This is a genomic window from Pantoea sp. AS142, from assembly GCF_037152305.1.
In the GTDB taxonomy this organism is placed as follows: domain Bacteria; phylum Pseudomonadota; class Gammaproteobacteria; order Enterobacterales; family Enterobacteriaceae; genus Pantoea.
In genome coordinates, this window is the sequence record NZ_JBBCMO010000001.1 from 182,017 (window position 1) to 208,441 (window position 26,425).

General features: G+C 54.5%; 28 protein-coding genes, 1 tRNA gene and 1 pseudogene. 11 read left to right on the top strand and 19 right to left on the bottom strand.

What is annotated here, in order from left to right:
• Positions 1-22: 22 nt before the first annotated feature.
• Complete coding sequence (locus WFO64_RS00930) at positions 23-454, bottom strand: multidrug/biocide efflux PACE transporter (protein ID WP_337008160.1); 432 nt, start codon at positions 452-454, stop codon at positions 23-25.
• An 89-nt stretch (positions 455-543) separates the two neighbouring features.
• Here WFO64_RS00930 and WFO64_RS00935 point away from each other — a divergent pair, with 89 nt between their 5' ends.
• Positions 544-1,413 (top strand): LysR family transcriptional regulator, encoded by an 870-nt coding sequence (locus WFO64_RS00935; RefSeq protein WP_337008162.1) that lies wholly within the window; start codon positions 544-546, stop codon positions 1,411-1,413.
• On the opposite strand, the gene ybaK is transcribed toward WFO64_RS00935, so the two are convergent.
• The 3 genes from ybaK to copA form a co-directional block, all read right to left on the bottom strand.
• Positions 1,410-1,889, bottom strand: coding sequence for a Cys-tRNA(Pro)/Cys-tRNA(Cys) deacylase YbaK (ybaK, locus tag WFO64_RS00940; protein ID WP_337008164.1), 480 nt, complete (start codon positions 1,887-1,889; stop codon positions 1,410-1,412). The two genes, WFO64_RS00935 and ybaK, sit on opposite strands and share 4 nt — an antisense overlap.
• 173 nt (positions 1,890-2,062) lie before the next feature.
• On the bottom strand, positions 2,063-2,866 hold the full coding sequence (locus WFO64_RS00945) for a TraB/GumN family protein (RefSeq protein ID WP_337008166.1): 804 nt from the start codon (positions 2,864-2,866) through the stop codon (positions 2,063-2,065).
• A gap of 71 nt (positions 2,867-2,937) precedes the next feature.
• The gene (gene copA / locus WFO64_RS00950) at positions 2,938-5,448 is read right to left on the bottom strand and encodes a copper-exporting P-type ATPase CopA (RefSeq protein WP_337008168.1); all 2,511 of its coding nucleotides are present in this window, start codon (positions 5,446-5,448) and stop codon (positions 2,938-2,940) included.
• 95 nt (positions 5,449-5,543) lie between these two features.
• Between copA and cueR the strand changes: the two genes are divergently transcribed.
• Positions 5,544-5,948, top strand: a complete 405-nt coding sequence (gene cueR, locus WFO64_RS00955; RefSeq protein ID WP_337008170.1) for a Cu(I)-responsive transcriptional regulator — start codon at positions 5,544-5,546, stop codon at positions 5,946-5,948.
• Here the strand turns inward: cueR and WFO64_RS00960 are convergent.
• The 6 genes from WFO64_RS00960 to tesA form a co-directional block, all read right to left on the bottom strand.
• The gene (locus WFO64_RS00960) at positions 5,936-6,382 is read right to left on the bottom strand and encodes an NfeD family protein (protein ID WP_337008172.1); all 447 of its coding nucleotides are present in this window, start codon (positions 6,380-6,382) and stop codon (positions 5,936-5,938) included. The two genes, cueR and WFO64_RS00960, sit on opposite strands and share 13 nt — an antisense overlap.
• On the bottom strand, positions 6,382-7,296 hold the full coding sequence (locus tag WFO64_RS00965; RefSeq protein WP_337008174.1) for an SPFH domain-containing protein: 915 nt from the start codon (positions 7,294-7,296) through the stop codon (positions 6,382-6,384). Before WFO64_RS00965 ends, WFO64_RS00960 begins: the two co-directional genes overlap by 1 nt.
• Before the next feature lie 58 nt (positions 7,297-7,354).
• Positions 7,355-8,212 carry a co-chaperone YbbN gene (locus WFO64_RS00970; protein WP_337008176.1) on the bottom strand — a complete coding sequence of 286 codons (858 nt, stop codon included), beginning with the start codon at positions 8,210-8,212 and terminating at the stop codon, positions 7,355-7,357.
• 79 nt (positions 8,213-8,291) lie between these two features.
• Positions 8,292-9,065: an SDR family oxidoreductase gene (locus WFO64_RS00975; RefSeq protein WP_337008178.1), complete on the bottom strand. Its 774-nt coding sequence runs from the start codon at positions 9,063-9,065 to the stop codon at positions 8,292-8,294.
• A 96-nt stretch (positions 9,066-9,161) separates the two neighbouring features.
• Positions 9,162-9,629, bottom strand: coding sequence for a hypothetical protein (locus WFO64_RS00980; RefSeq protein WP_337008180.1), 468 nt, complete (start codon positions 9,627-9,629; stop codon positions 9,162-9,164).
• 421 nt (positions 9,630-10,050) lie between these two features.
• Positions 10,051-10,677, bottom strand: a complete 627-nt coding sequence (tesA, locus tag WFO64_RS00985) for a multifunctional acyl-CoA thioesterase I/protease I/lysophospholipase L1 (protein WP_337008182.1) — start codon at positions 10,675-10,677, stop codon at positions 10,051-10,053.
• Between tesA and ybbA the strand changes: the two genes are divergently transcribed.
• The gene (gene ybbA, locus WFO64_RS00990) at positions 10,645-11,331 is read left to right on the top strand and encodes a putative ABC transporter ATP-binding protein YbbA (RefSeq protein ID WP_337008184.1); all 687 of its coding nucleotides are present in this window, start codon (positions 10,645-10,647) and stop codon (positions 11,329-11,331) included. The two genes, tesA and ybbA, sit on opposite strands and share 33 nt — an antisense overlap.
• Positions 11,328-13,745, top strand: coding sequence for a putative ABC transporter permease subunit YbbP (gene ybbP / locus WFO64_RS00995; RefSeq protein ID WP_337008186.1), 2,418 nt, complete (start codon positions 11,328-11,330; stop codon positions 13,743-13,745). Before ybbA ends, ybbP begins: the two co-directional genes overlap by 4 nt.
• A gap of 232 nt (positions 13,746-13,977) precedes the next feature.
• On the opposite strand, the gene purK is transcribed toward ybbP, so the two are convergent.
• From purK to ppiB, 4 genes are all read right to left on the bottom strand, one after another.
• Positions 13,978-15,042, bottom strand: a complete 1,065-nt coding sequence (purK, locus tag WFO64_RS01000; RefSeq protein WP_337008188.1) for a 5-(carboxyamino)imidazole ribonucleotide synthase — start codon at positions 15,040-15,042, stop codon at positions 13,978-13,980.
• Entirely contained in the window at positions 15,039-15,545 is a 507-nt protein-coding gene (gene purE / locus WFO64_RS01005; protein WP_337008190.1) for a 5-(carboxyamino)imidazole ribonucleotide mutase, read from the bottom strand. The genes purK and purE overlap by 4 nt, the downstream gene beginning before the upstream one ends.
• A 131-nt stretch (positions 15,546-15,676) precedes the next feature.
• Positions 15,677-16,393 (bottom strand): UDP-2,3-diacylglucosamine diphosphatase, encoded by a 717-nt coding sequence (lpxH, locus tag WFO64_RS01010; protein ID WP_337008192.1) that lies wholly within the window; start codon positions 16,391-16,393, stop codon positions 15,677-15,679.
• Positions 16,393-16,887, bottom strand: a complete 495-nt coding sequence (gene ppiB, locus WFO64_RS01015; RefSeq protein ID WP_010259052.1) for a peptidylprolyl isomerase B — start codon at positions 16,885-16,887, stop codon at positions 16,393-16,395. Before ppiB ends, lpxH begins: the two co-directional genes overlap by 1 nt.
• A 212-nt stretch (positions 16,888-17,099) precedes the next feature.
• Between ppiB and cysS the strand changes: the two genes are divergently transcribed.
• A complete protein-coding gene (cysS, locus tag WFO64_RS01020) occupies positions 17,100-18,485 on the top strand; it encodes a cysteine--tRNA ligase (protein WP_337008194.1) in 1,386 nt (461 codons plus the stop codon).
• A 40-nt stretch (positions 18,486-18,525) separates the two neighbouring features.
• Positions 18,526-19,620, top strand: a complete 1,095-nt coding sequence (locus tag WFO64_RS01025; RefSeq protein ID WP_337008196.1) for an AAA family ATPase — start codon at positions 18,526-18,528, stop codon at positions 19,618-19,620.
• Between the two features lie 27 nt (positions 19,621-19,647).
• On the opposite strand, the gene ybcJ is transcribed toward WFO64_RS01025, so the two are convergent.
• Positions 19,648-19,860, bottom strand: a complete 213-nt coding sequence (ybcJ, locus tag WFO64_RS01030; RefSeq protein ID WP_337008198.1) for a ribosome-associated protein YbcJ — start codon at positions 19,858-19,860, stop codon at positions 19,648-19,650.
• On the bottom strand, positions 19,861-20,727 hold the full coding sequence (gene folD, locus WFO64_RS01035) for a bifunctional methylenetetrahydrofolate dehydrogenase/methenyltetrahydrofolate cyclohydrolase FolD (protein ID WP_337008200.1): 867 nt from the start codon (positions 20,725-20,727) through the stop codon (positions 19,861-19,863).
• Between the two features lie 179 nt (positions 20,728-20,906).
• Here folD and WFO64_RS01040 point away from each other — a divergent pair.
• Positions 20,907-20,983 (top strand) — tRNA-Arg (locus WFO64_RS01040).
• Between the two features lie 1,298 nt (positions 20,984-22,281).
• Positions 22,282-22,563: a hypothetical protein gene (locus WFO64_RS01045; RefSeq protein ID WP_337008202.1), complete on the top strand. Its 282-nt coding sequence runs from the start codon at positions 22,282-22,284 to the stop codon at positions 22,561-22,563.
• A gap of 263 nt (positions 22,564-22,826) precedes the next feature.
• On the opposite strand, the gene WFO64_RS01050 is transcribed toward WFO64_RS01045, so the two are convergent.
• Positions 22,827-23,105 carry a hypothetical protein gene (locus WFO64_RS01050; protein WP_337008204.1) on the bottom strand — a complete coding sequence of 93 codons (279 nt, stop codon included), beginning with the start codon at positions 23,103-23,105 and terminating at the stop codon, positions 22,827-22,829.
• Between the two features lie 883 nt (positions 23,106-23,988).
• On the opposite strand from WFO64_RS01050, the gene WFO64_RS01055 reads away from it, so the two are divergent.
• A complete protein-coding gene (locus tag WFO64_RS01055) occupies positions 23,989-24,144 on the top strand; it encodes a hypothetical protein (RefSeq protein WP_337008206.1) in 156 nt (51 codons plus the stop codon).
• 176 nt (positions 24,145-24,320) lie between these two features.
• A complete protein-coding gene (locus WFO64_RS22490; protein WP_442956115.1) occupies positions 24,321-24,572 on the top strand; it encodes a DUF333 domain-containing protein in 252 nt (83 codons plus the stop codon).
• A gap of 608 nt (positions 24,573-25,180) precedes the next feature.
• Here the strand turns inward: WFO64_RS22490 and WFO64_RS01060 are convergent.
• Positions 25,181-25,536: pseudogene (locus WFO64_RS01060) on the bottom strand (transposase); the annotation flags it as partial.
• 74 nt (positions 25,537-25,610) lie between these two features.
• Here WFO64_RS01060 and WFO64_RS01065 point away from each other — a divergent pair.
• A complete protein-coding gene (locus WFO64_RS01065) occupies positions 25,611-25,928 on the top strand; it encodes a M15 family metallopeptidase (RefSeq protein WP_337008208.1) in 318 nt (105 codons plus the stop codon).
• A gap of 189 nt (positions 25,929-26,117) precedes the next feature.
• Here WFO64_RS01065 and WFO64_RS01070 read toward each other — a convergent pair whose 3' ends face one another.
• On the bottom strand, positions 26,118-26,354 hold the full coding sequence (locus WFO64_RS01070; protein ID WP_337008209.1) for a DUF2171 domain-containing protein: 237 nt from the start codon (positions 26,352-26,354) through the stop codon (positions 26,118-26,120).
• Between the last annotated feature and the right edge of the window lie 71 nt (positions 26,355-26,425).

Consider the following 26,425-nt stretch of genomic DNA (forward strand, 5'->3'; position numbering starts at 1 on the left):
GCGCTTGCACCTCCCGGTTTTCTCACGCCCGGCAGGGATGACGTCTGATCCAGCGCTCACGCAGTTTGTCCCATCCCCAGTTGTAGGCCATGGTGAAGGGCAGGAAGAAGAGGAAAAAAGCCACTTCAACCAGGAAAGCCTGCCACAGGGAAATATCCAGCATCAGGGCAGCAATCGGCAGACCAATCAGGATAAATCCGCCTTCAAATCCCAGCGCATGTAATACACGCACGCCCGGCCCGCGTTTCTGGCCTGGCGCATAGAGTCGATCAAATCCGCTGTTGTAAATCATGTTCCACAACATTGCGGCCGTAGAGAGCATAATCGCCAGCGATCCCATCTGAAACAGCGGCTTATTCATTACCCATGCCGCGAGAGGCGATACGGTTAGAATCGCCAGCGTTTCAAAGCAGACAGCATGAAGAACACGTTCTTTGAGTGAGCGGATACGCATTGTTAATTCTCCTTCAATAATGCGGCGCATTTTCACACGTCAGAATGCTAAAATAAAATGAACACCTATCGGAAAAAGCGATGGACTAAATGCGTTACTCCCCGGAATCTCTTGAGGCTTTTATGCAGACTGTGGCGAGCGGTTCATTTTCTGCGGCTGCGCGCGCGCTGGGTAAAAGTCAGTCCACCATCAGCGCGGCGGTCGCTAATCTTGAAGACGATCTCGGCTTTGCGCTGTTTGATCGGTCGGGCCGTCAGCCGCTCCTCACCGAGCAGGGACGCCGCGTTATTCCTCAGGTCCAGCAGATCCTGGCGGCCAGTGAGCGCCTGGATGCGCTGGCGATACGTCTGTCGCAGGGCATTGAACCCCGACTCAGTTTTGCCATGTCCGATTTCTGGCAAACCGATCATCATGAACATCTGCTTAAGCAATTTGATGCCCGTTATCCGGAGATCGAACTGGAGTGTATGATTGCCGAGGATGGTGATGTGCTGGATCTGCTGCAAGCCGGGCGAGTCCATTTGGGCGTGGTGAGGGCGCAACCTAAGCTGCCGGTGGATATCGCCGTGGCGCGGCTGCAGGTTGAAGCGCAGATGGCGGTCTTTCTACATCGCGATCATCCGCTGGCAGCGCATAATACCCTTAGCGAAAGCGAGCTGGAAGGGGTTCGTCACCTACGGCTTAATACCTGGGTTGAGGCGCATGAACCCGCGCCAATGGGACGCATCTGGTCGGCACCTACCTATTTATTGCTGCTGGAAATGGCAGAGCAGGGATTTGGCTGGACGATTCTACCGCGCTGGCTGGTGAAACAGTTTGGTCATGGCGTGCTGAAAGAGTTGTCGATGCCGGGCTGGCCGCAGCATATCGCCGTTGAGGTTGTCTGGTCACGACGTACGCCGCCCGGCCCGGCGGGGCGCTGGATGATCGATCAGCTATGCGCCCAGCCGCGGGTTTAGTCGTGACGGGCGATATCCGCAAACGGGGCATCCAGCAGCCGTGAAAGATCCTGAGGTGCCAGTTCAATATCCAGTCCACGCTTGCCGCCAGAGATAAACATGGCGTGAAACGCGCTGGCAGAGTGATCTATCACCGTGGGCAGCCGCTTTTTCTGCCCTAGCGGACTGATGCCACCCACCAGATAGCCAGTGATCCGCTGGGCCAGCTGCGGATCGGCCATATCCGCTTTCTTCGCGCCCAGCGCTTTAGCCACCTTCTTGAGATCCAGCTGCGTCGATACCGGCGTAATCGCTACCGCTAGCTGTTTCGCCTCGCCATTGAGTGCAACCAGCAGCGTCTTATAGACCTGACGCGCATCCAGATTAAGTTTACGTACCGCTTCGTCGCCAAAATGGGTTTCGTTACTGTCATGCTCATAGGGATGCAGGATGAAGCTGACTTTATGTTTTTCCAGCAATTTTACGGCGGGCGTCATACAGGTTCCTTACTGAGAAAAATCTTATTACGCATAATCATGGAAAAAGGTGGCGGAATTTTGTTCTTTGAGTGAAAATTGGCCGCGCGCCAGCAATATGATTGCTGAGCGATAACCAAAATCATAAACAAATTCCTCTTTGACGGGCCGATAATATTATCGGCTCTCTTTTTTCAGTGCTTCTTCAGCATCTCAGGCAGGTTATCTTCGCCGTAAAGATGCAACGCACCGACCGCCACCACATAATTTCCCGTCGCTAACCCCTGCAGCCTGTCACACCACTGCGCATTCCGCTGACCGATCAACGTATCATTCAGTGCCTGACTGAAAGTGGCGGGGAGGGTGATTTCAGGCTGGCGTGGCGGCGTATTAAGCCACCAGCTCACCATCATCTGCAGCAGTCGTGCATTGGTGTGCCAGTGCAGCAACGTATCCTGTAACAGTGCGATGCCATCATCCGGCAGCGCAGTCAGCAGGGCGATTTGCGCATCTGCACCTTCCAGTTCAATCACCGGCTTGTTCAGACCTTTCGCTGCTTGCAACAGCTGATAATCGATGCCGTAGTCAGGACGTAATCCCAGTCTTTGCGCTTGCTGTGCCTGCAACATCAGCGCCACCTGCCAGGCGGGCAGGTTATCAAACAGGCTCAGATCCAGACTCATCTCCTTACACAGTGCGGTGAAAGTTTGCATCGCGCTGCTCTCCAGCCGGTTGGAGAGCGCAGGACGATCGCCGCAGTGATCAAAAGGTGAGCCGCCCTGAGTAATATCCGCTTCCACAATCAGCGCATCGGCTTGCTGCAACTGGTGCAGCAGGCGCGCGGGTAACGGCTGCATATCGCGCGTTCCCATGTGGATGCTGCCTACCAGATGCAGCTGACGATCGCCAAGCCGGACATCAATCGCAGGCCAGCGGTAACTGGCGGGAAAAAGTTGGCTGATAAAGCCGCGCAATGAGCGCCAAACGTTGCCTGTCATTCCCGGTCCTTTGCGACTCAAAACCCCATGCTAGCGACTTCAGCGTGCGAACAACAGCGCTGAAACAGTGATTACTGGCGCGGCGGCTGGTAACGCAGCAAGCGGTTAGCATTGCTGACCACGGTAATGGAGGAGAGCGCCATCGCTGCACCTGCCACAATCGGGCTGAGCAGGGTACCGGTCAGCGGATAGAGCACACCCGCTGCCACCGGAATGCCGATGCTGTTATAGATAAATGCCCCAAACAGGTTCTGCCGGATATTGCGCAGCGTCGCGGATGAGAGCGCTAACGCGTCCGCCACGCTGTTAAGGTCGGCGCGCATCAGGGTAATGCCAGCGGTTTCCACCGCCACATCGCTGCCGCCACCTATGGCAATTCCCACATCGGCCTGGGCCAGTGCAGGCGCGTCATTGATGCCATCACCCACCATCGCGACGCGACGGCCATACTGTTGTAACTGCTCTATAGCGGCTGCTTTGCCTTCAGGCAACACGCCCGCAATCACTTCATCAATGCCCGCTTCGGCAGCAATGGCTCGCGCGGTATTTTCGTGGTCGCCTGTCAGCATAATCAGGCGATAACCCTGGTGATGCAGCCGCTTCAGGGCTGCGCCGCTTTCCGGTCGAAGCGGATCGCTCAGCGCGATCAGCCCGGTTAGCTGGCCCTGCTCAGCCAGTAACACCGGCGTTGCACCCTGTTGCGTCAGGCGCGCAATCTCTGCTTCTGCCGCCCGGTAATCGACGCCGTTATCCTGCAATAGCGCGGCATTACCCAGCAGCAGCGTTTTGCCATCCAGATTACCGCTAACCCCTTTGCCGCGTATTGTACAAAATTGCGCTAATGAAGCTGGTTGAGTCAGTTTCGCTTCGGCGACGATGGCTTTCGCCAGCGGATGACCTGAGGCGAACTCCAACTGTGCAGCCGTTTCTAACACCGATTCACGACTGGCATCGCCCCAGACCATCACTTCACTGACCTGCGGTTTTCCGGCAGTCAGTGTACCGGTTTTATCAAACACCAGGGTGTCGATTTGGCTGGCACGTTGCAATGCATCGGCATCGCGCACCAGTACGCCTAGTTCGGCGGCGCGGCCAACGCCGGCAATAATCGACATCGGCGTCGCCAGTCCCAATGCACAAGGACAGGCGATTATCAGTACGGTTGTCGCGATCACCAGCATATAGGCAATTTGTGGTTGCGGCCCGAACAGATACCACACAGCGCCACTCAGCAGCGCAATCAATACCACTACCGGGACAAAAACGGCGGAAATGCGATCGGCCAGACGGCCCACATCCGGTTTGCTGCTCTGTGCCTGCCGCACCAGCCGGATAATGCGCGACAGGGTGGTATGACTACCCGTCGCCCGGGCGATAAATTCTACCGAGCCATCCTGCACCAGGGTGCCGGCAAAGATGGCCGCACCCGGACTTTTGCTTTGCGGTGCCGCTTCGCCGGTCAGCATTGCCTCATCAAACCAGGCTTCACCCGTGGCGATTTCGCCATCGACCGGCACCCGATCGCCGGTGACCAGTCGCAGTGTCATGCCGGGCTGCACCTCGCTGACCGGAATCAGCTTGTCGCCCTGTTGATCAACCTGCCGCGCCCGGGCCGGTGTCAGATCAAGTAGTCGTTCCATCGCCTTAGACGAGCGCTGACGCGCCCGCTGTTCCAGGGCATGCCCCAGATTGATTAATCCCAGGATCATGACGCTGGCTTCGAAATAGAGATGGCGGGCCGGGGGCGGGAAAAAGTCGGGCCACAGCATCACGCTAAAGGAATAGAGCCAGGCGGCACCTGTACCGAGTGCTACCAGCGTATCCATGGTGGCGCTGCCATTGCGTAAACTGCGCCAGGCGCTGCGATAAAAATGCGTGCCGGTAACGATCATGATCAGCAGGGTCAGGATGCCCAGCGTCAGCCAGATGCTGTGGTTATGGTTGGTGAGCATCATGTTGTCGCCTGCCATGCCCCAGATCATCAGTGGCACGCCAAACGCTAATGCCACAGCAGCCTGCCAGCTGAAACGCCGCATCGCGCGGCGGGCGCTGTGCTGCTGCTTCTCACGTCGCTCCTGCTCGTCATCCACTATCTGCGCGCCGTAACCTGCGGCGTCAACGGCGGCAACCAGTTGGTGCGGATCAGCTTCGCCCAGCACCAGCGCACTGCGTTCGCCGAGATTGACCCGCGCCTGGCTGACGCCTGCGACCTGCTGCAGCGCTTTTTCCACCCGACTCACGCAACTGGCGCAGGTCATGCCCTCAATTAATAGCATATGGGCAGGTAATGTTTTTTCTGCCGGATAAGAAGCGGTCTCCGTTGTCAGCGCCTCCGGCGGCGGCTCCGATGCTGTCAACGGTTCAGACTTTGGGGAGGCCGCTGTATTCAGTGTGGCATGGTAGCCCGCCTGTTCTACGGCGGCGATCAGCGCAGCCGCATCCGCCTGCCCGTAAACCTGCGCCTCCTGTTGAGTCACCTCAGCCTGGTCAACATCGTCACGCTGCTCAAGTGCCTCTTTAACCCGTTTGACACAGTGGCCGCAGGACAAGCCGTCCAGTGCCAGAGAAATGGTGTGTGACATATCAACTCCTCAGATAACACATTTGACCCACAGGCCAGTTTCGATTCATGCTTAAGCATAAACCTTCCATCAAGGGGAAGGTCAAGGGGACGAAAATGAACATCAGCGATGTGGCAAAAAAGACCGGGCTGACCAGCAAGGCGATCCGTTTTTACGAAGAGAAAGGGGTGGTGACGCCGCCATTGCGCAGTGAAAATGGTTACCGCAGCTACAACGCGCACCATCTTGATGAACTGAACCTGTTACGGCAGGCGCGCCAGGTTGGGTTCACGCTGGATGAGTGTCGCGAGCTGGTAGCCCTATTTAATAATCCATCGCGCCACAGTGCAGATGTTAAAGCCCGTACACTGCTGAAAGCGGATGAGATTTCTGCGCATATTGAAGAGCTTCACGCTATGCGAGCGCGCCTGCTGGCATTGGCGGAGGCCTGTCCGGGCGATGACAGTGCCGAATGTCCCATTATCAACAATCTTGCCGGATGCTGCAGTCAGCGTGGCTGAATACGCAGGGTGATACCCTCAATGCCGACCACGATCACCAGCGTGCCAGCAGGGAGATCCTGATCCGCCTTGACCCGCCAGCTGCTGTCTCCGATGCGAACATGGCCGGTGCTATTCTGCAGCGCGGTATCCAGCGTCAGCTGCATACCGATCATCTGGCTGCCGCGCTGGTTCAGAGCATTGGGGGTTTGACTCGCCTCACGATAGCGCATCCAGCGATACCATAAAAAAACGCAGATTAGCGTCAGCACGGCAAACAGGGAACCCTGCGCTGTCCAGCTCATCGGGACCAGCCACTCAATGAGGCCGACGATGACCGCCGCCAGCCCGCTCCATAGCAGGTAACCGCTAGTGCCCAGCATCTCTGCCGCCAGCATTAATCCACCCAGCGTCAGCCAGAACCAGTGCGGGTGGGCGATAATATCGACCAGCATCAGCGTTTCAACTCAGTGCGTGATTCCTTCAGCAGTTCACCGATGCCCGCAATCGAACCCAGCAGACTGCTCGCCTCCAGCGGCATCATCACCACTTTGCTGTTGTTGGCTTCACCGATTTTTTGCAGCGCATCGGTATATTTTTGCGCCACAAAGTAGTTGATGGCCTGAATGTCCCCCGCCGCTATCGCTTCTGAGACCATTTTAGTGGCGTTAGCTTCCGCTTCAGCCTGACGCTCACGCGCTTCTGCCTGCAGGAACGCCGAAGTACGTTCACCTTCTGCTTTGAGTATTTGCGACTGCTTATCCCCTTCAGCCCGCAGGATCGCCGCCTGTCGCACCCCTTCGGCCGTCAGAATATCAGCGCGTTTGGTTCGCTCCGCTTTCATTTGCGCATTCATTGCGCCAATCAGTTCCTGAGGCGGACGCACGTCACGAATTTCGATGCGCGTAATCTTGACACCCCACGGATTGGTTGCTTCATCCACGATATGCAGCAGACGGGTGTTGATGCTGTCGCGTTGTGACAGCATTTCGTCCAGTTCCATGCTGCCCAGTACGGTGCGCATATTGGTCATGGTGAGGTTCAGAATAGCCTGCTCAAGATTGCTGACTTCATACGCGGCACGCGCCGGGTCAACGACCTGAATAAAGCAGACCGCATCAATGGTGACGTTGGCATTGTCTTTGGAGATGATCTCCTGCGAGGGAATATCCAGTACCTGTTCCATCATGTTGATCTTACGACCAACACGATCCATGAAGGGCACCACCAGGCTTAATCCTGGCTGCAGCGTGCGGGTATAACGGCCAAAGCGCTCAACTGTCCACTGAAAACCTTGCGGCACAATCTTGACGGTCGCCCAGACTGCCACCAGCGCCAGAATGATCAAGGCAGGAATTACAGTTATCATACAACCTCCGCGTTGTCAGATTAACGGGCCGAGTCGCTTCGGCCCGTGGTGGTGCCGGTTAGTAGAGCAGGGAATAGAGCTGGCGACGGTAACGTGCAGCTAGTGCATCGCCGGTACCCAGCGCCGCCAGAATCTCCTGCAGCATTTTACGCGCCTGGCCATCAGCGGCATTAAGATCGGATTTCAGGAAGCTAAACAGCAGTTCCAGTGCTTCTTCATTACGACCCACCTGATGCAGCTGTAACGAGAGTTTAGCAGCCAGCCCGGCGTTAGTCGGGTCAGCTTCCAGCTGGGATTGCAACTGCTGAATCTCCGGCGTATCCGCGGCCTGTTTCAGCAGATCAATCTGCGCCATCAGGCTCTGATAGCGGGTATCCTGATCCTGCAACGGTACCACTTTCAGTACCGCTTCCGCTTCATCGCTGCGGTTCAGCGTAATCAGTACGTCAGCCAACAGGAAACCGATCTCGCTGGACTGATTGCTCAGCTGCCACGCATCTTTCAACAGCGGCAGCGCCTCCAGCGGTTTATCTTCCTGCATCAGCGCCATCGCCTGCTGCGCTTTCAGCTCTTCTTCGCGTGGCAGGACTTTTTCCAGTAGCGTGCGGATCGCTTCTTCCGGCTGGGGTCCCTGGAAGCCGTCAACCGGCTGACCATCCTGGAACAGATAGACGGTCGGGATTGAACGCAGACCAAACTGCGACGCCACCCTTTGCTCTTTGTCGCAATCCAGTCGGGCAAGAATAAACTGCCCCGCGTATTCCTGCGCCAGGCGCTCCAGCACAGGCGTTAACTCCTGACAGTGCTGGCTGCGCTCAGACCAGAAGTAGAACAGCACCGGCAGCTGCATCGACTGCTCAAGGGTCTGCTGCAGGTTAGATTCGTTGATGTCGATGATCGAAGCTTGTGGTGACATGGATAAGTCTCTTTGCAAAAAGTGTTCTAAGAATATGGGGCCAACTGGCCCGGCTTCAAGCGCTATTACGTATGTCTGATTAATGGCTGCGCAAAATGCGATCCAGCATCCAGCCAGGCAGTAGCCGTTTCAGCAGGCTCATCACGTGTGCAACCAGCGTCACCGGATAGCGTAAGCGCGGATGTTTACTCTCCAGTGCGTGACGAAGTTTAGGCAGAATAGCCTCCGGTGGCAGGGTAAAGCGTGCTGCGATGCCAGGGTTGCGCACCGGGTTATGTTGTTCGCCCTGTGTCACATTGTCGGTAAAACGGGTCTGAATCGGGCCGGGTTCAATCAGGCTGACCCGAATACCGCTGCTGCGCACTTCAAGCCGCAGCGCATCGCTCCAGGCTTCCAGCGCATATTTACTGGCGGCATAGGCACCCCGGCCTGGCGTGGAGATCAGCCCCAGCACCGAGCTGGTATTAATAATGCGACCATCGCCGCTGGCCTGCAACGCGGGTAGCAGACGCAGTGTCAGCTGATGAATGCCAAAAAAGTTGCTGGAAAACTGCTGTTCCAGCTGCTGGCGGGAGAGGGTACTGAGCGGGCCATAGAGGCCAAAGCCAGCATTGTTGAATAGCGCGGCCAGACGGTTATTGCAGAGCGCGATCACTGTGTCCGCAGCCTGATCCACACTTTGCGGATCGTCGAGATCCAGTTGTAGCCCGGTAAAGCCCAATGCTTCCATGCGGGCGACATCCTCTGCTTTACGGCAGGCGGCGATCACCCGGTAACCCCGCGCCAGTAAATCATGGGCGGCGACCAGGCCAATACCACTGGAACAACCTGTAATCAGAATGGTTTTTTGCACAAATTCATACTCCTTTGAATTATATAAAAAAATCAATAACTTAATTGATTTTAGTTAACGCTTTTATGTTGTGGATTAACAGTTTATGCCGCCCTTTCAGGCCAGCTGCTTTAGAGCACAGAACGGCTTTATGTTCTTCAATCCCAGCATGCCTTCGTGTGGAGTAGATTTCACCAGCAGATCTACTGCCCACATCATAGCCTCGACCAGGTGTAACCCTGAAAAATTCGTGGGCGGCCATTGACGAATGCGTGAAAAATTGGGATAGCGGCGCTGTTTGAAAGACTCCACGGCGGTTATGTAGTCGATGCCTTCGGCGTCAAAAGTAATTTGTCCTTCGCTGACTCGTAAGGGGCCAGGGGTATTAGAAGGCCGCCAGCCTGGCGTGGTTGCTTCACATATTGGCCTGATAAACCCTGTGTCGGTTGGCTGAACCAACCCATTCGAAGAGACATTCAGCACCCGCTGATACCAGCGTATAGCCTCAGTGGTGGCTGTATCGCATTGTCCATTTGTTGGGAGCATGCGACCAGTTGCGAACTGATAGCCAGCATCATTTATCATGCGCTGAGTTGACTTTACTTCATCGGGATTATGGGTCCCACAAGCGCCGACAGCTCAAGTCAGGCGAAATATGCGAGGGTCGTGATAGGGTGATAGGGCATAAAGATTCCTTTGCAACTAAAATTCCGTGCAGAAATGTTAACCAGTTGGAGAGGGTAACGCTAACGTTTATGCGACTGTTCAAATGCTAATTTAAGACGCATTAAAGTGAATTTAAAGAAACGGCAGAATTATCTTTTCGCATTGATATTGTTTAGGGAGTAAGCCTGGATACGCAGGAATGGCAAAGCGGTTGAAAAGCTCCATCGCCACCTTGCCATCATTTTGAATGGAATTAATTTTAACTTAATGATTCGAAATTATTTTTAATGAATCAAAAGCACTTTTGCATTTCTTTACCCTTTGGGCGCATCCCGGCGCGCTACGGCTGCTTAACTAAGGGGGACAGTTCTTTCGCCATTAAGCTGGCGATAAACGGCTGGGCATCAGGATTGGGATGAATGCCATCCTGCTGCATCCACTCGGGTTTAAGATAGACCTGCTCCATAAAAAAGGGCACCAGAGGAATGTTATGCTGCTGGGCTAAACCGGGATAGATGCCGCTGAACGCTTCAGTGTAGCGGCGGCCATAGTTGGCAGGCAGACGAATCTGCATCAGCAGCGGCTTCGCATTGGCGGCTTTAACATCGTCGATCACTTTACTCAGATTCTGCGCGATAGCGTCGGGCGGGAAACCGCGCAGACCATCGTTACCGCCCAGTTCGATTAACACCCATTGCGGCTGATGCTGTTTTAATAGCGCAGGCAGGCGCGCCAGCCCCTGTGCGGCCGTATCACCGCTGATGCTGGCGTTGATCACTTTAGGTTTCTGCTGCCACTGCTTATCGAGCAGGCTGGGCCAGGCCGTGGTGGCAGACATGCGATAGCCCGCACTCAGGCTGTCGCCGAGCACCAGCAGGGTATCCGCAGCAGCAAGACGCGACACCATCAGAAGAATCAATAACAGGAAGGGATAATGCCAGCGGAAAACATTGTTGAAGTTCATCATCTTACTAAGTCCGTCGGTCAGGGAGAGCATCAGTTAACCATCCTTACCGGAGTTGAGTTGGTTGTCAAACCAGCTGAGACCATTGCGCTGATTGGCGAGTCCGGCTCCGGCAAGTCAACCCTGCTGGGGATTCTGGCCGGGCTGGACGATGGCAGCAGCGGCGAAGTCCATCTGCTGGGGCAGCCGTTACATCAGATGAACGAAGAGCAGCGCGCGGCTCTCCGTGCCCGGCAGGTCGGCTTTGTGTTTCAGTCTTTTATGTTAGTTCCGACCCTGAATGCGCTGGAGAACGTGCAGTTGCCCTCGCTGCTGCGCGGCGAAAGCGACCGCCTGAGCCGGGAACAGGCGCGGGAATTGTTAACGCTGCTTGGGCTGGGTGAACGTCTGCACCATCTGCCCGCCCAGCTTTCAGGCGGCGAGCAGCAGCGGGTGGCGCTGGCCCGCGCTTTCAGTGGCCGTCCTGGCCTGCTGTTTGCCGATGAGCCGACCGGCAATCTCGATCGTAAAACCGGTGACCGTATCGCCGATCTGCTTTTTTCCCTTAATCGCGACTTCGCCACTACGCTGATTCTGGTGACGCATGATCAGCAACTGGCGGCGCGCTGCGACCGTCGCCTGCGGCTGCGCGACGGTAAATTGTGGGAGGAGCAATGATCTGGCGCTGGTTCTGGCGCGAGTGGCGTTCGCCCTCGCTGCTGATTGTCTGGCTGGCCCTGACGCTGGCGGTTGCCTGTGTACTGGCGCTGGGGTCGATCAGCGATCGCATGGAAAAAGGACTGAATCAGCAGAGCCGTGACTTTATGGCGGGCGACCGCACGCTGCGCAGTAGTGATGCCGCGCCTGAAGCCTGGCTGGAGAAAGCGCGGGAAACCGGCCTGACAGTCAGTCGTCAGCTGACTTTTATGACCATGACCTTTGCCGATCAGTCACCTCAGCTCGCCTCCGTTAAAGCGGTGGATGACCGTTACCCGATGTTTGGCACGCTGCAGACGCAGCCGCCAGGAGTCAGACCGCAGGCGGGCACCGCGCTGGCGGCACCGCGCCTGATGGCGCTGCTGAACCTGAAAGTGGGCGACATGCTGGAAGTGGGTGACACCCAGCTGCGCATCAGCGGTGAGGTGATCCAGGAACCGGATGGCGGCTTCAACCCCTTTGAGATGGCACCGCGCCTGCTGATTAACCTGGCGGATGTCGCGAAAACCGGCGCGATTCAGCCTGGCAGTCGCATCACCTGGCGCTACAAATTTTCCGGCAACCCCGATCAGCTTGGCCGCTATGACCGCTGGATTGAACCGCAGTTGAAGGTGGACCAGCGCTGGATTAGTGTGGAAAACGCGGAAGATGCGCTAGGTCGATCAATGCAGCGGGCGCAGCAGTTCCTGCTGCTCTCGGCCTTGCTGACGCTGATGCTGGCGATTGCGGCCGTGGCGGTCGCCATGAGTCACTATTGCCGCAGCCGCTACGATCTGGTGGCGGTGCTCAAAACCCTGGGGGCGACGCATGGCGCGTTGCAGCGGTTGATCATTGGTCAGTGGCTGGCGGTGCTGCTGCTGGCGGCGATTGCCGGTGGTCTGGTCGGGCAGGGCGTTGAAGCGATTCTGATGGTAATGCTGAAACCGGTACTGCCCGCCAGCTTACCGGCGGCCAGCGTCTGGCCGTGGATCTGGGCAGTGGGTTCGCTGTTTGTCATTTCATTGCTGGTTGGCCTGCGTCCCTATCGTCTGCTGCTGGCGACGCAGCCGCTGCGGGTGCTGCGGCGCGATGCAGTGGTAAACCTCTGGCCACTGAAGATCTATATTCCGGTGATGATGGCGGTCGTCGTCACGCTGTTAGCGCTGCTGGTCGGCGGCAGTAAAATGCTCTGGGCGCTGCTGACAGGTGTGGTGGTGCTGGCGGGATTACTGGCCTTACTCGGCTGGGGAACCCTGCTGCTGCTGCGTCGGCTGGTGATTCGCAATCTGGCGTTGCGACTGGCGATTAACCGACTGCTGCGCCAGCCCGGCATGACGCTGAGCCAGCTCGCGGCCTTTTCGCTGTCTTTTATGCTGTTGGCGTTGCTGCTGGTGATGCGTGGCGATCTGCTGGATCGCTGGCAGCAGCAGTTACCAGCAGATAGTCCGAACTTCTTCCTGCTCAATATGACGGCCGAGCAGGTGCCGCAGGTACGTGATTTCCTGCAAGCGCACCAGATTAGGCCCGAAACTTTTTACCCGATTGCGCGGGTGCGGCTCAGTGAACTCAACGGTAAACCGGCCGATCCTAAGCTGGATAACGCGCTGAACCGCGAACTCAACCTGACGGCGCTGTCCGATCGCCCCGATCACAATCCGCTGGTGGCAGGCCGTTGGCCGCCGAAAGCAGGTGAGGTATCGATGGAAGTGGAACTGGCGGATCGGCTGGGACTGAAGCTCGGCGATACCCTGACGTTCGACGGCGATACGCAGACCTTCAGCGCACGCATCACCAGCCTGCGTAAAGTGGACTGGGAAAGCCTGAAGCCGAACTTCTTCTTTATCTTCCCGCCGGGTGCGCTCGACAGCCAGCCGCAGACCTGGCTCACCAGTTTCCGCATGGAGGCTAATCCTGCTCTGCTGGCGCAGCTAAACCGCGCCTTTCCGGCGCTGAGTCTGCTGGACATCGGCAGCATCATGCGGCAAGTCGGGCAGGTGCTGACACAGGTCAGCCGGGCTCTGGAGATCATGGTGGTGCTGGTCACCGCCTGTGGCCTGCTGCTCTTGCTGGCGCAGATTCAGGTGGGGATGCGTCAGCGTCGTCAGGAGTTGGTGGTCTATCGCACGTTGGGTGCGAGCAAGCGGCTGCTGCGCACGACACTGTGGTGTGAGTTTGCGCTGCTCGGCGTGGTTTCTGGTGTCGCAGCGGCGATGGGAGCAGAAGCGGCGCTGTGGGGATTACAGCGGAAGATTTTCGACTTCCCGTGGCAGCCTGACTGGACACTGTGGCTGGCGTTACCGTTATGCGGCGCGCTGCTGTTATCGCTGTGCGGTGGCTGGCTGGGCATCCGATTACTGAAAGGGAAAGCGCTGTTCAGGAAGTTTGATGCGGCGTAAGTGAGGGCTGGGTTTAACTATCGTCCAGACCTTACCCAAAGCCGTCGTTAGCACTCTCAGCACTCGACGGTAAGGTGCTGGCTCAGGGAGCATACGCCCTTCGTAAAGACGCTATCCATGGCAGGCTCAGCGCGGGCCATCTCTGGCCCGCTATGCTTTGCTCCAGGGGTATGTTCCCATCGCATTGAGCTTCTGAGCTGTCTGATAAAGGTACTATCAGGCGGTGCGGAGATTACAGTTTTTCAACGGCCCAGGCGATGCCGCTGGCGTAGGCTTCCGGTAACTGAGGCACCAGCGCGTTAAGGGCCGCCTTAAGGCGCTCTGCATCGCTGTCGGTCAGATTGAGATGGCCCACTTTACGACCCGGGCGCACCTCTTTGTCATACCAGTGCAGATGCACTAGTGGCTGCTGCAGCCAGCTGAGATTCACTGCGGTGCCGATCAGATTGACCATCGCTGATGGGGCAAACACTACCGGCTGCGGTAATGCCAGGCCAAGAATGGCGCGCAGATGCAGCTCGAACTGGCTGATTGACGCGCCGTTCTGCGTCCAGTGACCGCTGTTGTGGACACGTGGCGCCAGTTCGTTGATCAGCAAGCCGGCAGGCGTAACGAAACACTCCATCGCCATCACGCCAACGTAATTCAGCGCTTGCATGATCGCGCTCAACATCGCTTCGGCCTGCTGCTGCTGTGCCTGATCCGCCTGTGGCAGCGCGACACTGGTGCGCAGAATGCCGTCCTGATGCAGGTTATGCGTGAGCGGATAGAACACAACGTTGCCATCGTGACCGCGCGCGCCCACCAGTGACACTTCACCGGAAAAGTTGATGCCCTGCTCAACGATGCATTCGCCGTAGCACGCCTCCGGCAGCGTATGAGTTTCATCGGCACGCAGACGCCACTGACCCCGCCCGTCGTAACCGCCGGTGCGGCTTTTCACAATCGCCAGCTCGCCCAGCGAGTCAAACACTGCTGGCCATTCGCTTATGTCCGTCAGCAACTGCCACGGCGCAGTGGCGAGTCCCAGCTGATCCAGCAGCTGTTTCTGCGTCAGGCGATCGGCCAGACGCGGAAAAATATCACGGTTAACAAAGGCCGGATGGCTGGCCAGTTCACGCGTCAGTGTTGTTTCCGGCCAGCGTTCGATTTCGGCGGTGATCACGCTGTCGGCTATCGGCAGTGCGGCGGGATCGGCATCTAAACCCACCGGATATACCGCGATGCCCAAGGGCTCACCCGCCTGACGCAGCATACGACCTAACTGGCCGTTGCCCAGTACGCAAACCGGCTTCATGCATCCACCCGCGGATCGGGATGGTTCAGCACCTCATCGGTCTGGCTCTGACGCCAGGTCGTCAGGCGTGACGCAAGCGCACTGTCATGCAGCGCCAGAATCTGCGCCGCCAGCAGCGCGGCATTGGCTGCGCCCGCCTTGCCAATCGCCAGCGTACCGACCGGAATACCGCGCGGCATCTGCACAATCGAATAGAGGCTATCGACGCCGCTCAGTGCTGCGCTCTGCACCGGCACACCCAGTACCGGCACCAGCGTTTTTGCCGCCAGCATACCCGGCAGATGCGCCGCGCCACCTGCGCCAGCAATAATCACCTGAAAACCATTGCCGGCTGCCGTTTCGGCGAAGCTGAACAGTTTATCCGGTGTGCGGTGCGCAGAGACCACTTCAACATGAAAAGGGACGTCCAGGCTGGTAAGGATTTCAGCGGCGAACTGCATGGTGGCCCAGTCACTTCTGGAACCCATAACAAGGGCGATGCGGGCCGGGGCGTTGGATGACATGCGGTCAACTCCTGTGAATGAACAAACAGACCTGGCCGGGCGGACAGGTTTTGAAGGGCACCGAGAATAGCATGAGAAGCACCCAAGGAAAACGGTTGCGTCGGGGTTAAGGGCGTGGATTTAATTGCAGATTAAAAGTCGAAATCGATGAGCTGAATGCCGTTGGCGTCGAGCTGGATCATCGAGCCACGGCTGTGCCAGGCACCCAGCACCGCGCGTTGCGCCGTTTCACCCTGCAGGCTCAGCGTATGAATAGCCGGACGATGGGTGTGACCGTGAATCAGTAAAGGCACCTGCTGGCGCAGCATAGCGGCGGCGACCGCCTCCTGATTCACATCCATGATGGTCTGTGATTTGTGCTGGTTAGCCTGTTTGCTGTCTGCACGCATTCGGGCGGCAATGCGTTTGCGGAACGACAATGGCAACACCAGGAACAGACGCTGGATCCACGGATTGTGTACTTTGGCCCGAAAACGCAGATAACCTGCATCGTCTGTACAGAGCGTATCGCCGTGCATGATCAGCAATCGCTGGCCGTGTAGCGTTAGTACCTGCTCTTCCGGCAGCAGCGTCATCCCGCTGGCGCGCGCGAAGCGTCGGCCAATCAGGAAATCGCGATTGCCATGAATAAAATAAACCGGAACCGGCAGGGCGCGCAGGGCGCGAGCCACCTGCTGATGCAATGGATTGGGATCGTCGTCGCCAATCCAGGCTTCAAACAGATCGCCGAGAATATAAAGCGCGTCGCAGTGGGGCGCTTCGCGCTGTAAAAAATGCAGAAAACCGGCGGTAATCGCCGGTTCTTCCTGACACAGATGGAGATCTGCGATAAACAGCGTGCGCGACATTACTCGCTGACGGTCACTTTCTGGATAACGACGTCGTCTTTTGGCACGTCCTGGTGCATGCCGCTGCGGCCGGTAGAGACCGCTTTGATCTTCTCGACCACATCCATACCTTCAACCACTTCAGCGAACACGCAGTAGCCCCAGCCCTGAACGCTTTCGTCACGGAAGTTCAGGAAGTCGTTGTCAGCGACGTTGATGAAGAACTGTGCGGTCGCAGAGTGCGGCGCAGAGGTACGCGCCATTGCCAGTGTACCTTTGGTGTTTTTCAGACCGTTGCTCGCTTCGTTCTGAATTTCGGCTTTGGTCTCTTTCTGCTTCATGCCCGGTTCGAAGCCGCCGCCCTGAATCATAAAGCCGTTGATTACGCGGTGAAAAATGGTGTTGTCGTAAAAACCTTCACGGCAGTAATCCAGGAAGTTCTGTACGGTTGCCGGCGCTTTATCGTCGAAAGTTTTGATTACGATATCGCCATGGTTCGTCTGGAAAGTTACCATTTTTGTCATCCTGTAAAGGTTGTCATCAGTTGCTGGGGCCGATCTGTCGATTGACGTACCCCTTTTTGTCGACCGTTCTTATATCATAATTTCCAATGACGCGTCAGCAGCGTGGCGCAGTTGGCTTGCTTTGCGTCGCGCGAGCGATAAAAATACGGCACAATGTCTGGATACTTAAAAGTGCCAACCACACGCGAAAACGGAACCGTTCAATGCTTAAGATTTATAACACCCTGAGTCGACAGAAAGAGGAATTCAAACCCATTCATGCCGGTAAAATCGGGATGTATGTTTGCGGCATCACGGTGTATGACCTCTGTCACATTGGTCATGGGCGGACGTTCGTGGCGTTTGACGTGGTGGCGCGCTACCTGCGTTACCTCGGTTATCAGCTTAATTATGTACGTAACATCACCGATATTGATGACAAAATCATTAAACGCGCCAACCAAAACGACGAAAGCATCGAAACCCTGACCAACCGCATGATTGGCGAGATGCACAACGACTTCGCCGCGCTGGGGATTCTGCCACCCGATCAGGAGCCGCGCGCTACCCGTCATATTGCTGAAATCATTGAGCTGGTGGAGACGCTCATCGCTCGCAATCACGCCTATGTGGCAGAGAATGGCGACGTGATGTTTGATGTACTCAGCGACACCGATTACGGTGCGCTGTCGCGTCAGGATCTGGAGCAGCTGCAGGCGGGCGCACGGGTTGAAGTCGCCGACGTGAAGCGCAATCCGATGGATTTCGTGCTGTGGAAGATGTCCAAAGCGGATGAACCGGCCTGGTCATCGCCATGGGGCAACGGCCGTCCTGGCTGGCACATCGAGTGCTCGGCGATGAACTGCAAACAGCTGGGCACCTATTTTGATATTCACGGCGGCGGTTCAGACCTGATGTTCCCGCACCATGAAAATGAAATCGCCCAGTCAAGCTGCGCCCATGACGGTCCTTACGTTAATTACTGGATGCACTCCGGCATGGTGATGGTAGACCGCGAGAAGATGTCTAAATCGCTCGGCAACTTCTTCACCGTGCGAGACGTGCTGCAACATTATGATGCAGAGACGGTGCGTTATTTCCTGATGTCCGGTCACTATCGCAGCCAGCTCAACTACGGCGAAGATAACCTGAATCAGGCGCGTGCGGCGCTGGAGCGTCTCTATACGGCGCTGCGCCACACCGACAGCAGCGTGAAAGCCCACGGAGGCGAAGCGTTTGAAGCGCGTTTCCGTAGCGCGATGGATGATGATTTCAACACACCGGAAGCCTATTCAGTGCTGTTCGACATGGCGCGTGAAGTCAACCGCCTGAAAAGCGAAGACGGTGCTTCAGCGCATGGACTGGCATCGAAGCTGCGCGAGATGGCCAACGTGCTGGGTATTCTGCAGCAGGATCCTGAACTGTTCCTGCAAAGCGGCGCACAGGTAAATGATGAAGAGGTTGCCGAGATTGAGCATTGGGTGAAAGCCCGTGCCGATGCACGCGCCGCCAAAGCCTGGGCGGAAGCAGATATTGCGCGCGACAAGCTTAACGCACTGGGCGTCATCGTCGAGGACGGGCCGCAAGGCTCCAGCTGGCGTCGAAAATAAACCGGGGAGGGCGAGCAATCGCCCTTTTTTATTATGGCGATTGAACAAATTCCAGATCCGTGGCTTTCGCTCAATACGCCACCTGACGCTGTCGCTGCAACGGCTGAATGTGGTAAGTGGTCCCAACGGCTGTGGTAAATCCAACCTCTATAAAGCGGTGCAGTTGCTGCATGAGGCGGCCAGCGGCCGTCTGGCGCGGGCATTGGCTGACGAAGGGGGCATTCAGAAAGCGATGTGGGCAGGCGGTTTACGTTGGAGCGATCGCCGACACGATCCAAAGCGTCTGAAGCTGGCCGTGGTGATGGATGATATGGATTACCAACTGGAGATTGGCTTTCCTGAGCCACTGGAAACCAGTCTGTTCAATCTCGATCCACTGGTGAAACAGGAGAGGCTCTGGCTCAGCGGTCAACAGCGCCGGCCTTCCAGCTGCATTATGCAACGGGAGAACCAGACTGCCTTTCTGCACAACGTTGAGGGCAAGCGCGTCGCTTATCCGGCAGTGCTGCATCCGGAAGAGTCGCTGTTTGGTCAGCTTGGGGAGCCTCATCTCTATCCGGAGCTTTCGCAACTGCGCGAACGACTGCAGCAGTGGCGCTTTTATCATGAGTTCGCAGTCTGGCCTGGCTCACCGATACGTGCGCCGCAGATTGGCGTGCGTGCGCCGGTGCTGAGCCATGATGGCAGTAATCTGGCGGCGGCCTGGGCGACCATTGTGGAGCGTGGTCATTCAGAACTCTTGTCTGAAGTGATGGCGCAGGCCTTTCCCGACAGCCAGTTTGACGTCGAGGTGCAGTTTCAGATGCTGATGTCCCGCTACGGCATTCTGCGCCCGCTTGAGAGCGCGGCGTTTTCTGACGGCACGTTGCGGTTTCTCTGTCTGGTTGTTGCGCTACTCAGTCCGCGTCCGCCCGCCTTTATGGCACTCAATGAGCCGGAAAACAGCCTGCATGAAGATCTGTTGCCTGCGCTGGCACGCTTAATCGCCGAAGCCAGCACGTTCAGTCAGCTCTGGATTACCCGTCATTCACCCCGGCTCGCGACGCTTATTGCGCAGTACACGGCGGTAAATCGTATAGCACTGGAACAGCAGGAAGGGGAGACGCGGGTGAAAGGGGAGGAGGGGGTGTTGTAACAGCGTCCCCGCAGGGACGCCCCGGAATTACTCGACTACAGTAATGCGGAAACCAGAGAATTCCACGGTCTGACCGGCAACGATTTTGCAGCGTTTACGGGTTTCTACCGCGCCATCGACCTTCACTTCACCCTCAGCAATCACGACTTTCGCCTGTGCGCCGCTCTGAACCCAGCCTTCCAGCTTCAGCAGGTCACACAGATCGACATGCGGGAATTTACCCAGTGAGAAACTTGTCATTTAAACACTCTCTTTATCATGAAACTCTTCACACGCCTGCAGCGTGTTTTGAATCAGGGTGGCGACGGTCATCGGTCCGACACCGCCCGGTACCGGGGTGATGTAGGAGGCGCGCTCTGATGCGCTCTCAAAATCAACATCGCCCACCACTTTGCCGCTCTCCAGCCGGTTAATACCCACGTCGATGACAATGGCGCCCGGTTTGATCCACTCACCCGGAATAAAACCTGGCTTACCGACCGCGACCACCAGCAGATCGGCATGCTCAACGTGATGGCGCAGATCTTTGGTAAAGCGATGGGTAACGGTCGTGGTGCAGCCCGCCAGCAGCAGTTCCATGCTCATCGGACGGCCGACGATGTTAGACGCCCCGACCACGACGGCATTCAGGCCATAAGTGTCAATGTCATAGCGCTCCAGCAGCGTCACGATACCGCGAGGCGTGCAGGGACGCAGAGTTGGCGCACGCTGACACAGGCGACCAACATTATAAGGGTGGAATCCATCAACATCTTTATCAGGCGTAATACGCTCCAGCACCTTCACGTTATCAATACCGGCTGGCAGAGGCAGTTGCACCAGGATACCGTCGATTTCATTGTCCTGATTGAGCATATCAATCAGCTCTAGCAGCTCAGATTCGCGGGTCGTGGCGGGCAGATCGTAAGAGCGGGAGTGAAAACCCACCTCTTCGCAGGCGCGGCGTTTGCTGGCTACATAGATCTGCGATGCCGGGTTTTCACCTACCAGAACAACCGCCAGACCCGGCGCGCGTTTTCCGGCGGCCAGACGCTGCTTCACTTTTTCCGCAACTTCAACGCGCACCTGCTGCGCAATCGTTTTACCGTCAATAATTTTTGCTGCCATCAGAGAGGAAATCCACTGTGTTGTGTTGAATCGGGGAAGGGGGCTATTTTGTCAGAAGCGCGGCGCGCTGTCAGGTTTTGAATTGCTGACATTGTCTTATTCTTCAGCAACCAGGCTGCCCGGCGGGTCAAAAGCGTTGACTCAAACGGGCCGGCCCGTATAATCCGAGCCATCTCCATGCGCCCTTAGCTCAGTTGGATAGAGCACCGGCCTTCTAAGCCGTAGGTCACAGGTTCGAATCCTGTAGGGCGTACCAAATTCTCTTCTGTTAACTAAGTATCCAGGTTATATCCGCGCTGTAGATGGCGAAGAAAAAATACTGCCACGTATTGAATCTGAGCTGGTCAGAGAAAAATGCAGTCACTGTGACGGTATGCACCCCGGCATAGTTAGCATTCTGGATGTCAGTGAGTGACGGCTAACCATAATCCAAATTTTTCTTTCCAGTGCGGAGCAAGTTATGGCGGCATATCCAACCCCCACATTGCGCTTTAGCACTCATAATAACAGCCTTATACTGCCCGACTTCGTCATAATCTTTGAAACTGCTTGCTAACTCTTTTAAGCATAAATAAAGATATTTTCCGCCACAAACGTGGCCAATATTCGTTGCTGCTCCGGTAGTGGTTCTGTTAATAAAACCGAATCCATAAAGTTAATTACAACCTGACAGGCTACAATGAATTTCTTCTTTGAATCTGCAGTAGCCAATGATTTTCATAAGGTTGCTATCACCTTTCTTTATCTAACGATGGAAGTTTTGTTGAGAAGTGATTTCTGAGTATTCATCAATTTGCTTGCTGCCATATTCAGTCTGTAAGAAGATTATTAAAGCCACCATTTTTTATAGTTCCCTGGAACGATAACCTGTTTGCTCGTCGGGTTATTTTCCTGATAACCCGATATGAATTCAAATGTTGATTAAAGCCTGTGTAACAGATAAGCACACTTCATAACGCCGGAGCCAACGGGGAATGCCAGGCAGAGATGGAATATAAGGGGGCTTCTCTGAACTGTAAATGTTATTAATTGATTAACAATGCTGACACTTAAATCAGAGCATGCTGTACTTAATCAGCTATTCCTTAACGGAACGGGAAAGCTGATATGCCTTTAGGACTTAATAAGAGTTCGCTCACCGGAATTCTCTGTGTAGAAATCCTCAGGCAGTAGCTCAAAATCAGCTCATTAATGGCGGAGACGGTTCTGTCGGTTGCTGGCGAGATAGGTAAGGCATTTCCTGCGTCGTTTGCGCAGGTTGAACACGCACCAGACTCTACGCAGAATCACACTCAGCCTACAATCTATAAGCGTTGACCCTGCGTTAACCTGCCGGATGGTATAAAAGCGCTGCTGCGGTGAATCCCCCTGTGCGGCGGGGCCCAGGCCTGAATGAAGTGAGGATGAGCGGGCGGGTTTAATGTCAGGTCTAAAACTCACCGGGAGGCACCCGGCACCGCGGCGGCTCACTAATAATAATCTTTGCTACTCCTGATTGGCTCACCCTGATGGTGGGCCTTTTTATACTGAAAACCCTATGTTGATAATGAGTTGATGCTGCTGGCGTTATTGTTTTATCGCTGCGGTGAATTCACCTGCGCGGTGGGCCTAAGTCAATGGAGCTTTATGTCGAAGGGCGAGGCGGGTAATGACTTCTCCGCCTCACCGGCCAGCAACCGGCATCGCAGCGTCTCCAGACGTCACAATGTTAAGCAGCCAAAGACTTCCGTCGCGGTGAGCTTTTTTTCTCTCATTCAGCAGGAAATATCAGACAGACAGGATGTTAATCGGTTTATCGTTAACAGCGATAAATTCTGCCGAAACGATCTGTATTAACGATAGGCAGTGCGTGGGCGGCCGGAGTAAGTATTTATGAGGCAATAAATCCAGGCCTTCTCATTAATCGCTGGCGACCAGTAGGTTGAAGCGGGGTAGGCAGTACGGCCCACAGCAGAGGAGACCGTCAAAAACAGATTCCATTGGGATATAAAATTAATAATTCAGGTTCTGAAATAAGGTTTTATCAGGTGATTTATTGCTTTGATTCAGGGTTACCACACCTTTAATGCAGTGCCCGTTTTAGCCAGTGTTAATCGTTTTCATTTTGTGACTGGTGAGCAAATGCTTATCAGCCACAGTAGCTGGCAAAGCAGCCGGCCGCCATCATCACCGATATCAATCAGCGCCACCAGCAGCTGGCCACGCTCGATTAAACCCGCACGGAGGCACTCGGTGGATCCGAATTTCAGAATGATGCTCTTCGCCGCCAGCTTGCTGCGGGTCCTCGCTGCATGACGGTCCACGCCAAATGCCCGGTGCCGGCTCAGCGTCTGGCCGATGGCGTCGCCGTCGCACTCTCCGGATTCTTGATGAAACACTCTCGATATCCGCGCCGGCATCTTCTATGACCTGCTCTCCCTATCACGCCTCTCTCAGAGACGGCGCGCGCAAACAGGTAATCGAACGTTTAAAGCGCTCGCTGCACCATTATCGATCGTTGAGAGATTAATGTGATGTTGATCATTTTTGCAGCTGCGCTTTAGTCGCATCATTTATTCGTGAATTGAAAAAAATAGAATCCACTAATGAAGAAGAGATGTCTGACGGAGAGGATTCAGACAAAGAGTCTGTCAGCGCTCGCAATTGCTTATCCTAATCCACTGACGCCAGGCAATATCTCACAGCCTTTGATGTATATAGCGAGCCAGTAATGGCGGAGACCGTGAATGCTCTGTTCAAACGGGAACGTGTCAGAAAAGAGGCAATACACAGTTGTAGCAGGATTCAATTTTTAAAACTTTCAGAGCTGACTCTTATATTCGAGTAATGCCTATGGGTATGAATGGAAGAATAAATTAAACATAATGTAAATGATAAGTGATTGTCCAAAAAAATCGGGTGTTTACCGTTGATCGTCATGCTCAATAATTATTATGATTTCAAAATTAATGATAAGGTTATCATATTATGACCGATTTTATCTTATCACTGAAATTACAGAAGGATATCATTAAGGCATTGTCCCTCTTCCAGCCATATGCAATGACCGCACGGCAATATATGAGTTGCTTTGGTGATGTTGATGAGTTCGTCATCATTGCCAATGTTGAATAGCTCATCAGGCTGGGATGGATTCATCATGACGCGATTAGGTCCTTCGCCGGAGAGCAATTTTTATGGCTTGCAAGGCTAAGACGGTTGAGTAAAGGGCATGAGGGTGCTGTTGATAAGTGAGCTGATTAACATAAGGAAATGGCAGCAATGAGAACACATTTTTCCGAATATGCTCAATGGGGCATACTGAAATATCTGTATCAAATTTGCCCTCGTTCGATTACCGATAATGCGGTTCGTCAGCAATTCGAGGGCGTTGCCAATGCAGGTCTTATTGCCAACATTCGTCGGCTGATTTCTTAAGGCAGTATTGAGCATCATGCCATGATCATGGACAGGGTCAGAAAAGTGCTCAATCCTTCGGATTTTAGACTGACAAAGGAAGGCGTTAAACTCATGACAAACTCAGTCGTTGAATAATGAGGGAAAGTCGCCTGTAATTCTGAATCTGATTCAATTCTCGTGTATAGAGGTAAAGTATGAAATCATCAATCTTCATATTCATCCTGTTAGCTTTGACAGGATGCAGTTCTTCAAGCGCGCATAAAGAAGATTCAGCTGAACGATATTGTCACCAGAAGAACGGACAGCTGACTTTTCAAAACCGTACCTTCGGGAAGGTGGAATACTGTACGCTACCGGATGGAACCCATATTGAGCACTGGCGGTTTTATCTGAAAGACCGATTACTGCCTGATGCACCAGTTCATCACGGTATGCTGGCAATCTGATCATAAATAAAGGCCATGGCCAACACATACAGGTCCAGTCATTCGGAGACCATCAATACTGTTGATGATTTTTTCAGGTTGCCACCTCATGAAAAAACGCCTCTTGCGCACCAGTTAAGGAAGAATCCTATCTCCACGAAAATCGCTGCAAATTAATGATAATAAAAATTTTTTCTGGGTTTCTGATCTCGTCATCCAGGTATTGAACACCTTGCATGCTCAACAGCATTAAAATAAAAATGCAATTGATGAAGAAGCGAGAGGCAGAAAACGAAAACGTAGTGACTCAAATTAATTTTCATCAAAAATTGAATACTGCTATCCACATCTGCACCCTGTAAACATTCTGTGTAAATGCCATTTCTTTGTAGTGACCGCCCAGGCGGTTACTGGACTCGACAATAAATCGACTCATTGCCATGCGCCCGTCCTGCAAAGACATTGTCCATTTCTGTGATGCTGCCTGGACTGCCAGCCCGTTTATCTGCGGATAACGGTGATCCTATGTTCCGCCGAAGGTCTCCAGCGTCTGAAGCGCGGCTTCTCTGCTGGGGCTGGATGAACGGCTTTGAGGTCGCGTGTCAGCGCTTTAACCTCCTGCCGGGCGAAAACGCAGCCGCTATCTTACGGGTGGTCATCCCCCTGGCGTAAAAAGATAAAATCGGGTTATCCATTCCAATAACCCGCGGGTCTGGTCTTTCTTCACCCGTCAGGGGGCAAAGGAGCCATCACGATCGCGTGGTGTACGAAGTTCCAGCGGACCAACACCGGTGGTAACAATCTTTGTGGAGTGGCCATCGGGGGAGGATTTCTGTTTTAGACTGATTTTTATCGTAGCCAGGAGGGTGGCCCATTTCAGCATTGAGGCTGCTTCAACGTTGATTTTTTTCAACAGTGGATCAAACTGGCTGAGATCGTCCGGGGTATTGAGATTTCTGGTCCGCTCGTCAGCCCGCGCCTGCAACTATTTTTCGTCCACAGAGTCACCTGCTCTACTGCCGGACTGAACATATCAAAATCAGGCAATGACATAATCTTGTGTACAGGCGCAATTACTGCCGCAGTACTGCGCGGGATGTTACGCTGATCGACGGGTACGGCAAGATCATGGATATGGGCACCCGTTTCGATGAGATAAGTGAGCACTTCCATACTTTTCATCCTGGGGTGGCGATTCAGGCGCAGTACAACCGGCTGATGCTTAATGCCATCATATTGGGTGGCGGCTTCACGGGTATTGCGACTGAAGGGTGGCATTTTGAATTGCCCGGTGCAGAGATCGATCTGTTGATTGACGATATGTGCGGCTGTAATTTCTCACCACAGGCCGAAAATATTCGCTTAAAGAATATGTAATATTACGCTCAGACAAAAAGAAACCGCCGTGCTGCGATGACGTTGGGAAATTTCAGGTAGCGCTAATTTTTATTGAAAAGGCAAAAGTATATTGCGGTTAAAATAGCGGTTTACGGGCAGGGTGATGTCTGAAAAATATGTTATCGCGCAGGAAAAAAATAAGCCGTAGCGGGTGCCACGGCTAGCGTATTATGCAGACTGCCATTCACTTTCAATATCATCCCTGGCTTTAGACAGAATGACTTTATTATCGTCAACCTCTTTAACCCAGCTAAAGGGGATAATGTGATGTTTGCCACCCGCTTCAGGATCGCTTTTCGCCAGCTTAATTTTGTCGTCGCCTTCAAAATGGTCAACAATTCCGACATGCTCGCCATTCACATCAACAACCTGCGCGTGATCTAAAATCTCTGATTTATCTACCATGTTGACTTAATCCTTATATTTTATGAGTTCAGTTGCCCTCAGACAGAACAAGCATGGTTGTTAAACGCTGT

Coding starts and splice junctions, on each gene's coding strand:
- WFO64_RS00930 (WP_337008160.1), bottom strand. CDS start 454: ATGCGTATCCGCTCACTCAAAGAACGTGTTCTTCATGCTGTCTGCTTT.
- WFO64_RS00935 (WP_337008162.1), top strand. CDS start 544: ATGCGTTACTCCCCGGAATCTCTTGAGGCTTTTATGCAGACTGTGGCG.
- ybaK (WP_337008164.1), bottom strand. CDS start 1,889: ATGACGCCCGCCGTAAAATTGCTGGAAAAACATAAAGTCAGCTTCATC.
- WFO64_RS00945 (WP_337008166.1), bottom strand. CDS start 2,866: ATGACAGGCAACGTTTGGCGCTCATTGCGCGGCTTTATCAGCCAACTT.
- copA (WP_337008168.1), bottom strand. CDS start 5,448: ATGTCACACACCATTTCTCTGGCACTGGACGGCTTGTCCTGCGGCCAC.
- cueR (WP_337008170.1), top strand. CDS start 5,544: ATGAACATCAGCGATGTGGCAAAAAAGACCGGGCTGACCAGCAAGGCG.
- WFO64_RS00960 (WP_337008172.1), bottom strand. CDS start 6,382: ATGCTGGTCGATATTATCGCCCACCCGCACTGGTTCTGGCTGACGCTG.
- WFO64_RS00965 (WP_337008174.1), bottom strand. CDS start 7,296: ATGATAACTGTAATTCCTGCCTTGATCATTCTGGCGCTGGTGGCAGTC.
- WFO64_RS00970 (WP_337008176.1), bottom strand. CDS start 8,212: ATGTCACCACAAGCTTCGATCATCGACATCAACGAATCTAACCTGCAG.
- WFO64_RS00980 (WP_337008180.1), bottom strand. CDS start 9,629: ATGATAAATGATGCTGGCTATCAGTTCGCAACTGGTCGCATGCTCCCA.
- ybbA (WP_337008184.1), top strand. CDS start 10,645: ATGCCAGCGGAAAACATTGTTGAAGTTCATCATCTTACTAAGTCCGTC.
- tesA (WP_337008182.1), bottom strand. CDS start 10,677: ATGATGAACTTCAACAATGTTTTCCGCTGGCATTATCCCTTCCTGTTA.
- ybbP (WP_337008186.1), top strand. CDS start 11,328: ATGATCTGGCGCTGGTTCTGGCGCGAGTGGCGTTCGCCCTCGCTGCTG.
- purK (WP_337008188.1), bottom strand. CDS start 15,042: ATGAAGCCGGTTTGCGTACTGGGCAACGGCCAGTTAGGTCGTATGCTG.
- purE (WP_337008190.1), bottom strand. CDS start 15,545: ATGTCATCCAACGCCCCGGCCCGCATCGCCCTTGTTATGGGTTCCAGA.
- lpxH (WP_337008192.1), bottom strand. CDS start 16,393: ATGTCGCGCACGCTGTTTATCGCAGATCTCCATCTGTGTCAGGAAGAA.
- ppiB (WP_010259052.1), bottom strand. CDS start 16,887: ATGGTAACTTTCCAGACGAACCATGGCGATATCGTAATCAAAACTTTC.
- cysS (WP_337008194.1), top strand. CDS start 17,100: ATGCTTAAGATTTATAACACCCTGAGTCGACAGAAAGAGGAATTCAAA.
- ybcJ (WP_337008198.1), bottom strand. CDS start 19,860: ATGACAAGTTTCTCACTGGGTAAATTCCCGCATGTCGATCTGTGTGAC.
- folD (WP_337008200.1), bottom strand. CDS start 20,727: ATGGCAGCAAAAATTATTGACGGTAAAACGATTGCGCAGCAGGTGCGC.
- WFO64_RS01045 (WP_337008202.1), top strand. CDS start 22,282: ATGCTGCTGGCGTTATTGTTTTATCGCTGCGGTGAATTCACCTGCGCG.
- WFO64_RS01055 (WP_337008206.1), top strand. CDS start 23,989: ATGAGAACACATTTTTCCGAATATGCTCAATGGGGCATACTGAAATAT.
- WFO64_RS22490 (WP_442956115.1), top strand. CDS start 24,321: ATGAAATCATCAATCTTCATATTCATCCTGTTAGCTTTGACAGGATGC.
- WFO64_RS01070 (WP_337008209.1), bottom strand. CDS start 26,354: ATGGTAGATAAATCAGAGATTTTAGATCACGCGCAGGTTGTTGATGTG.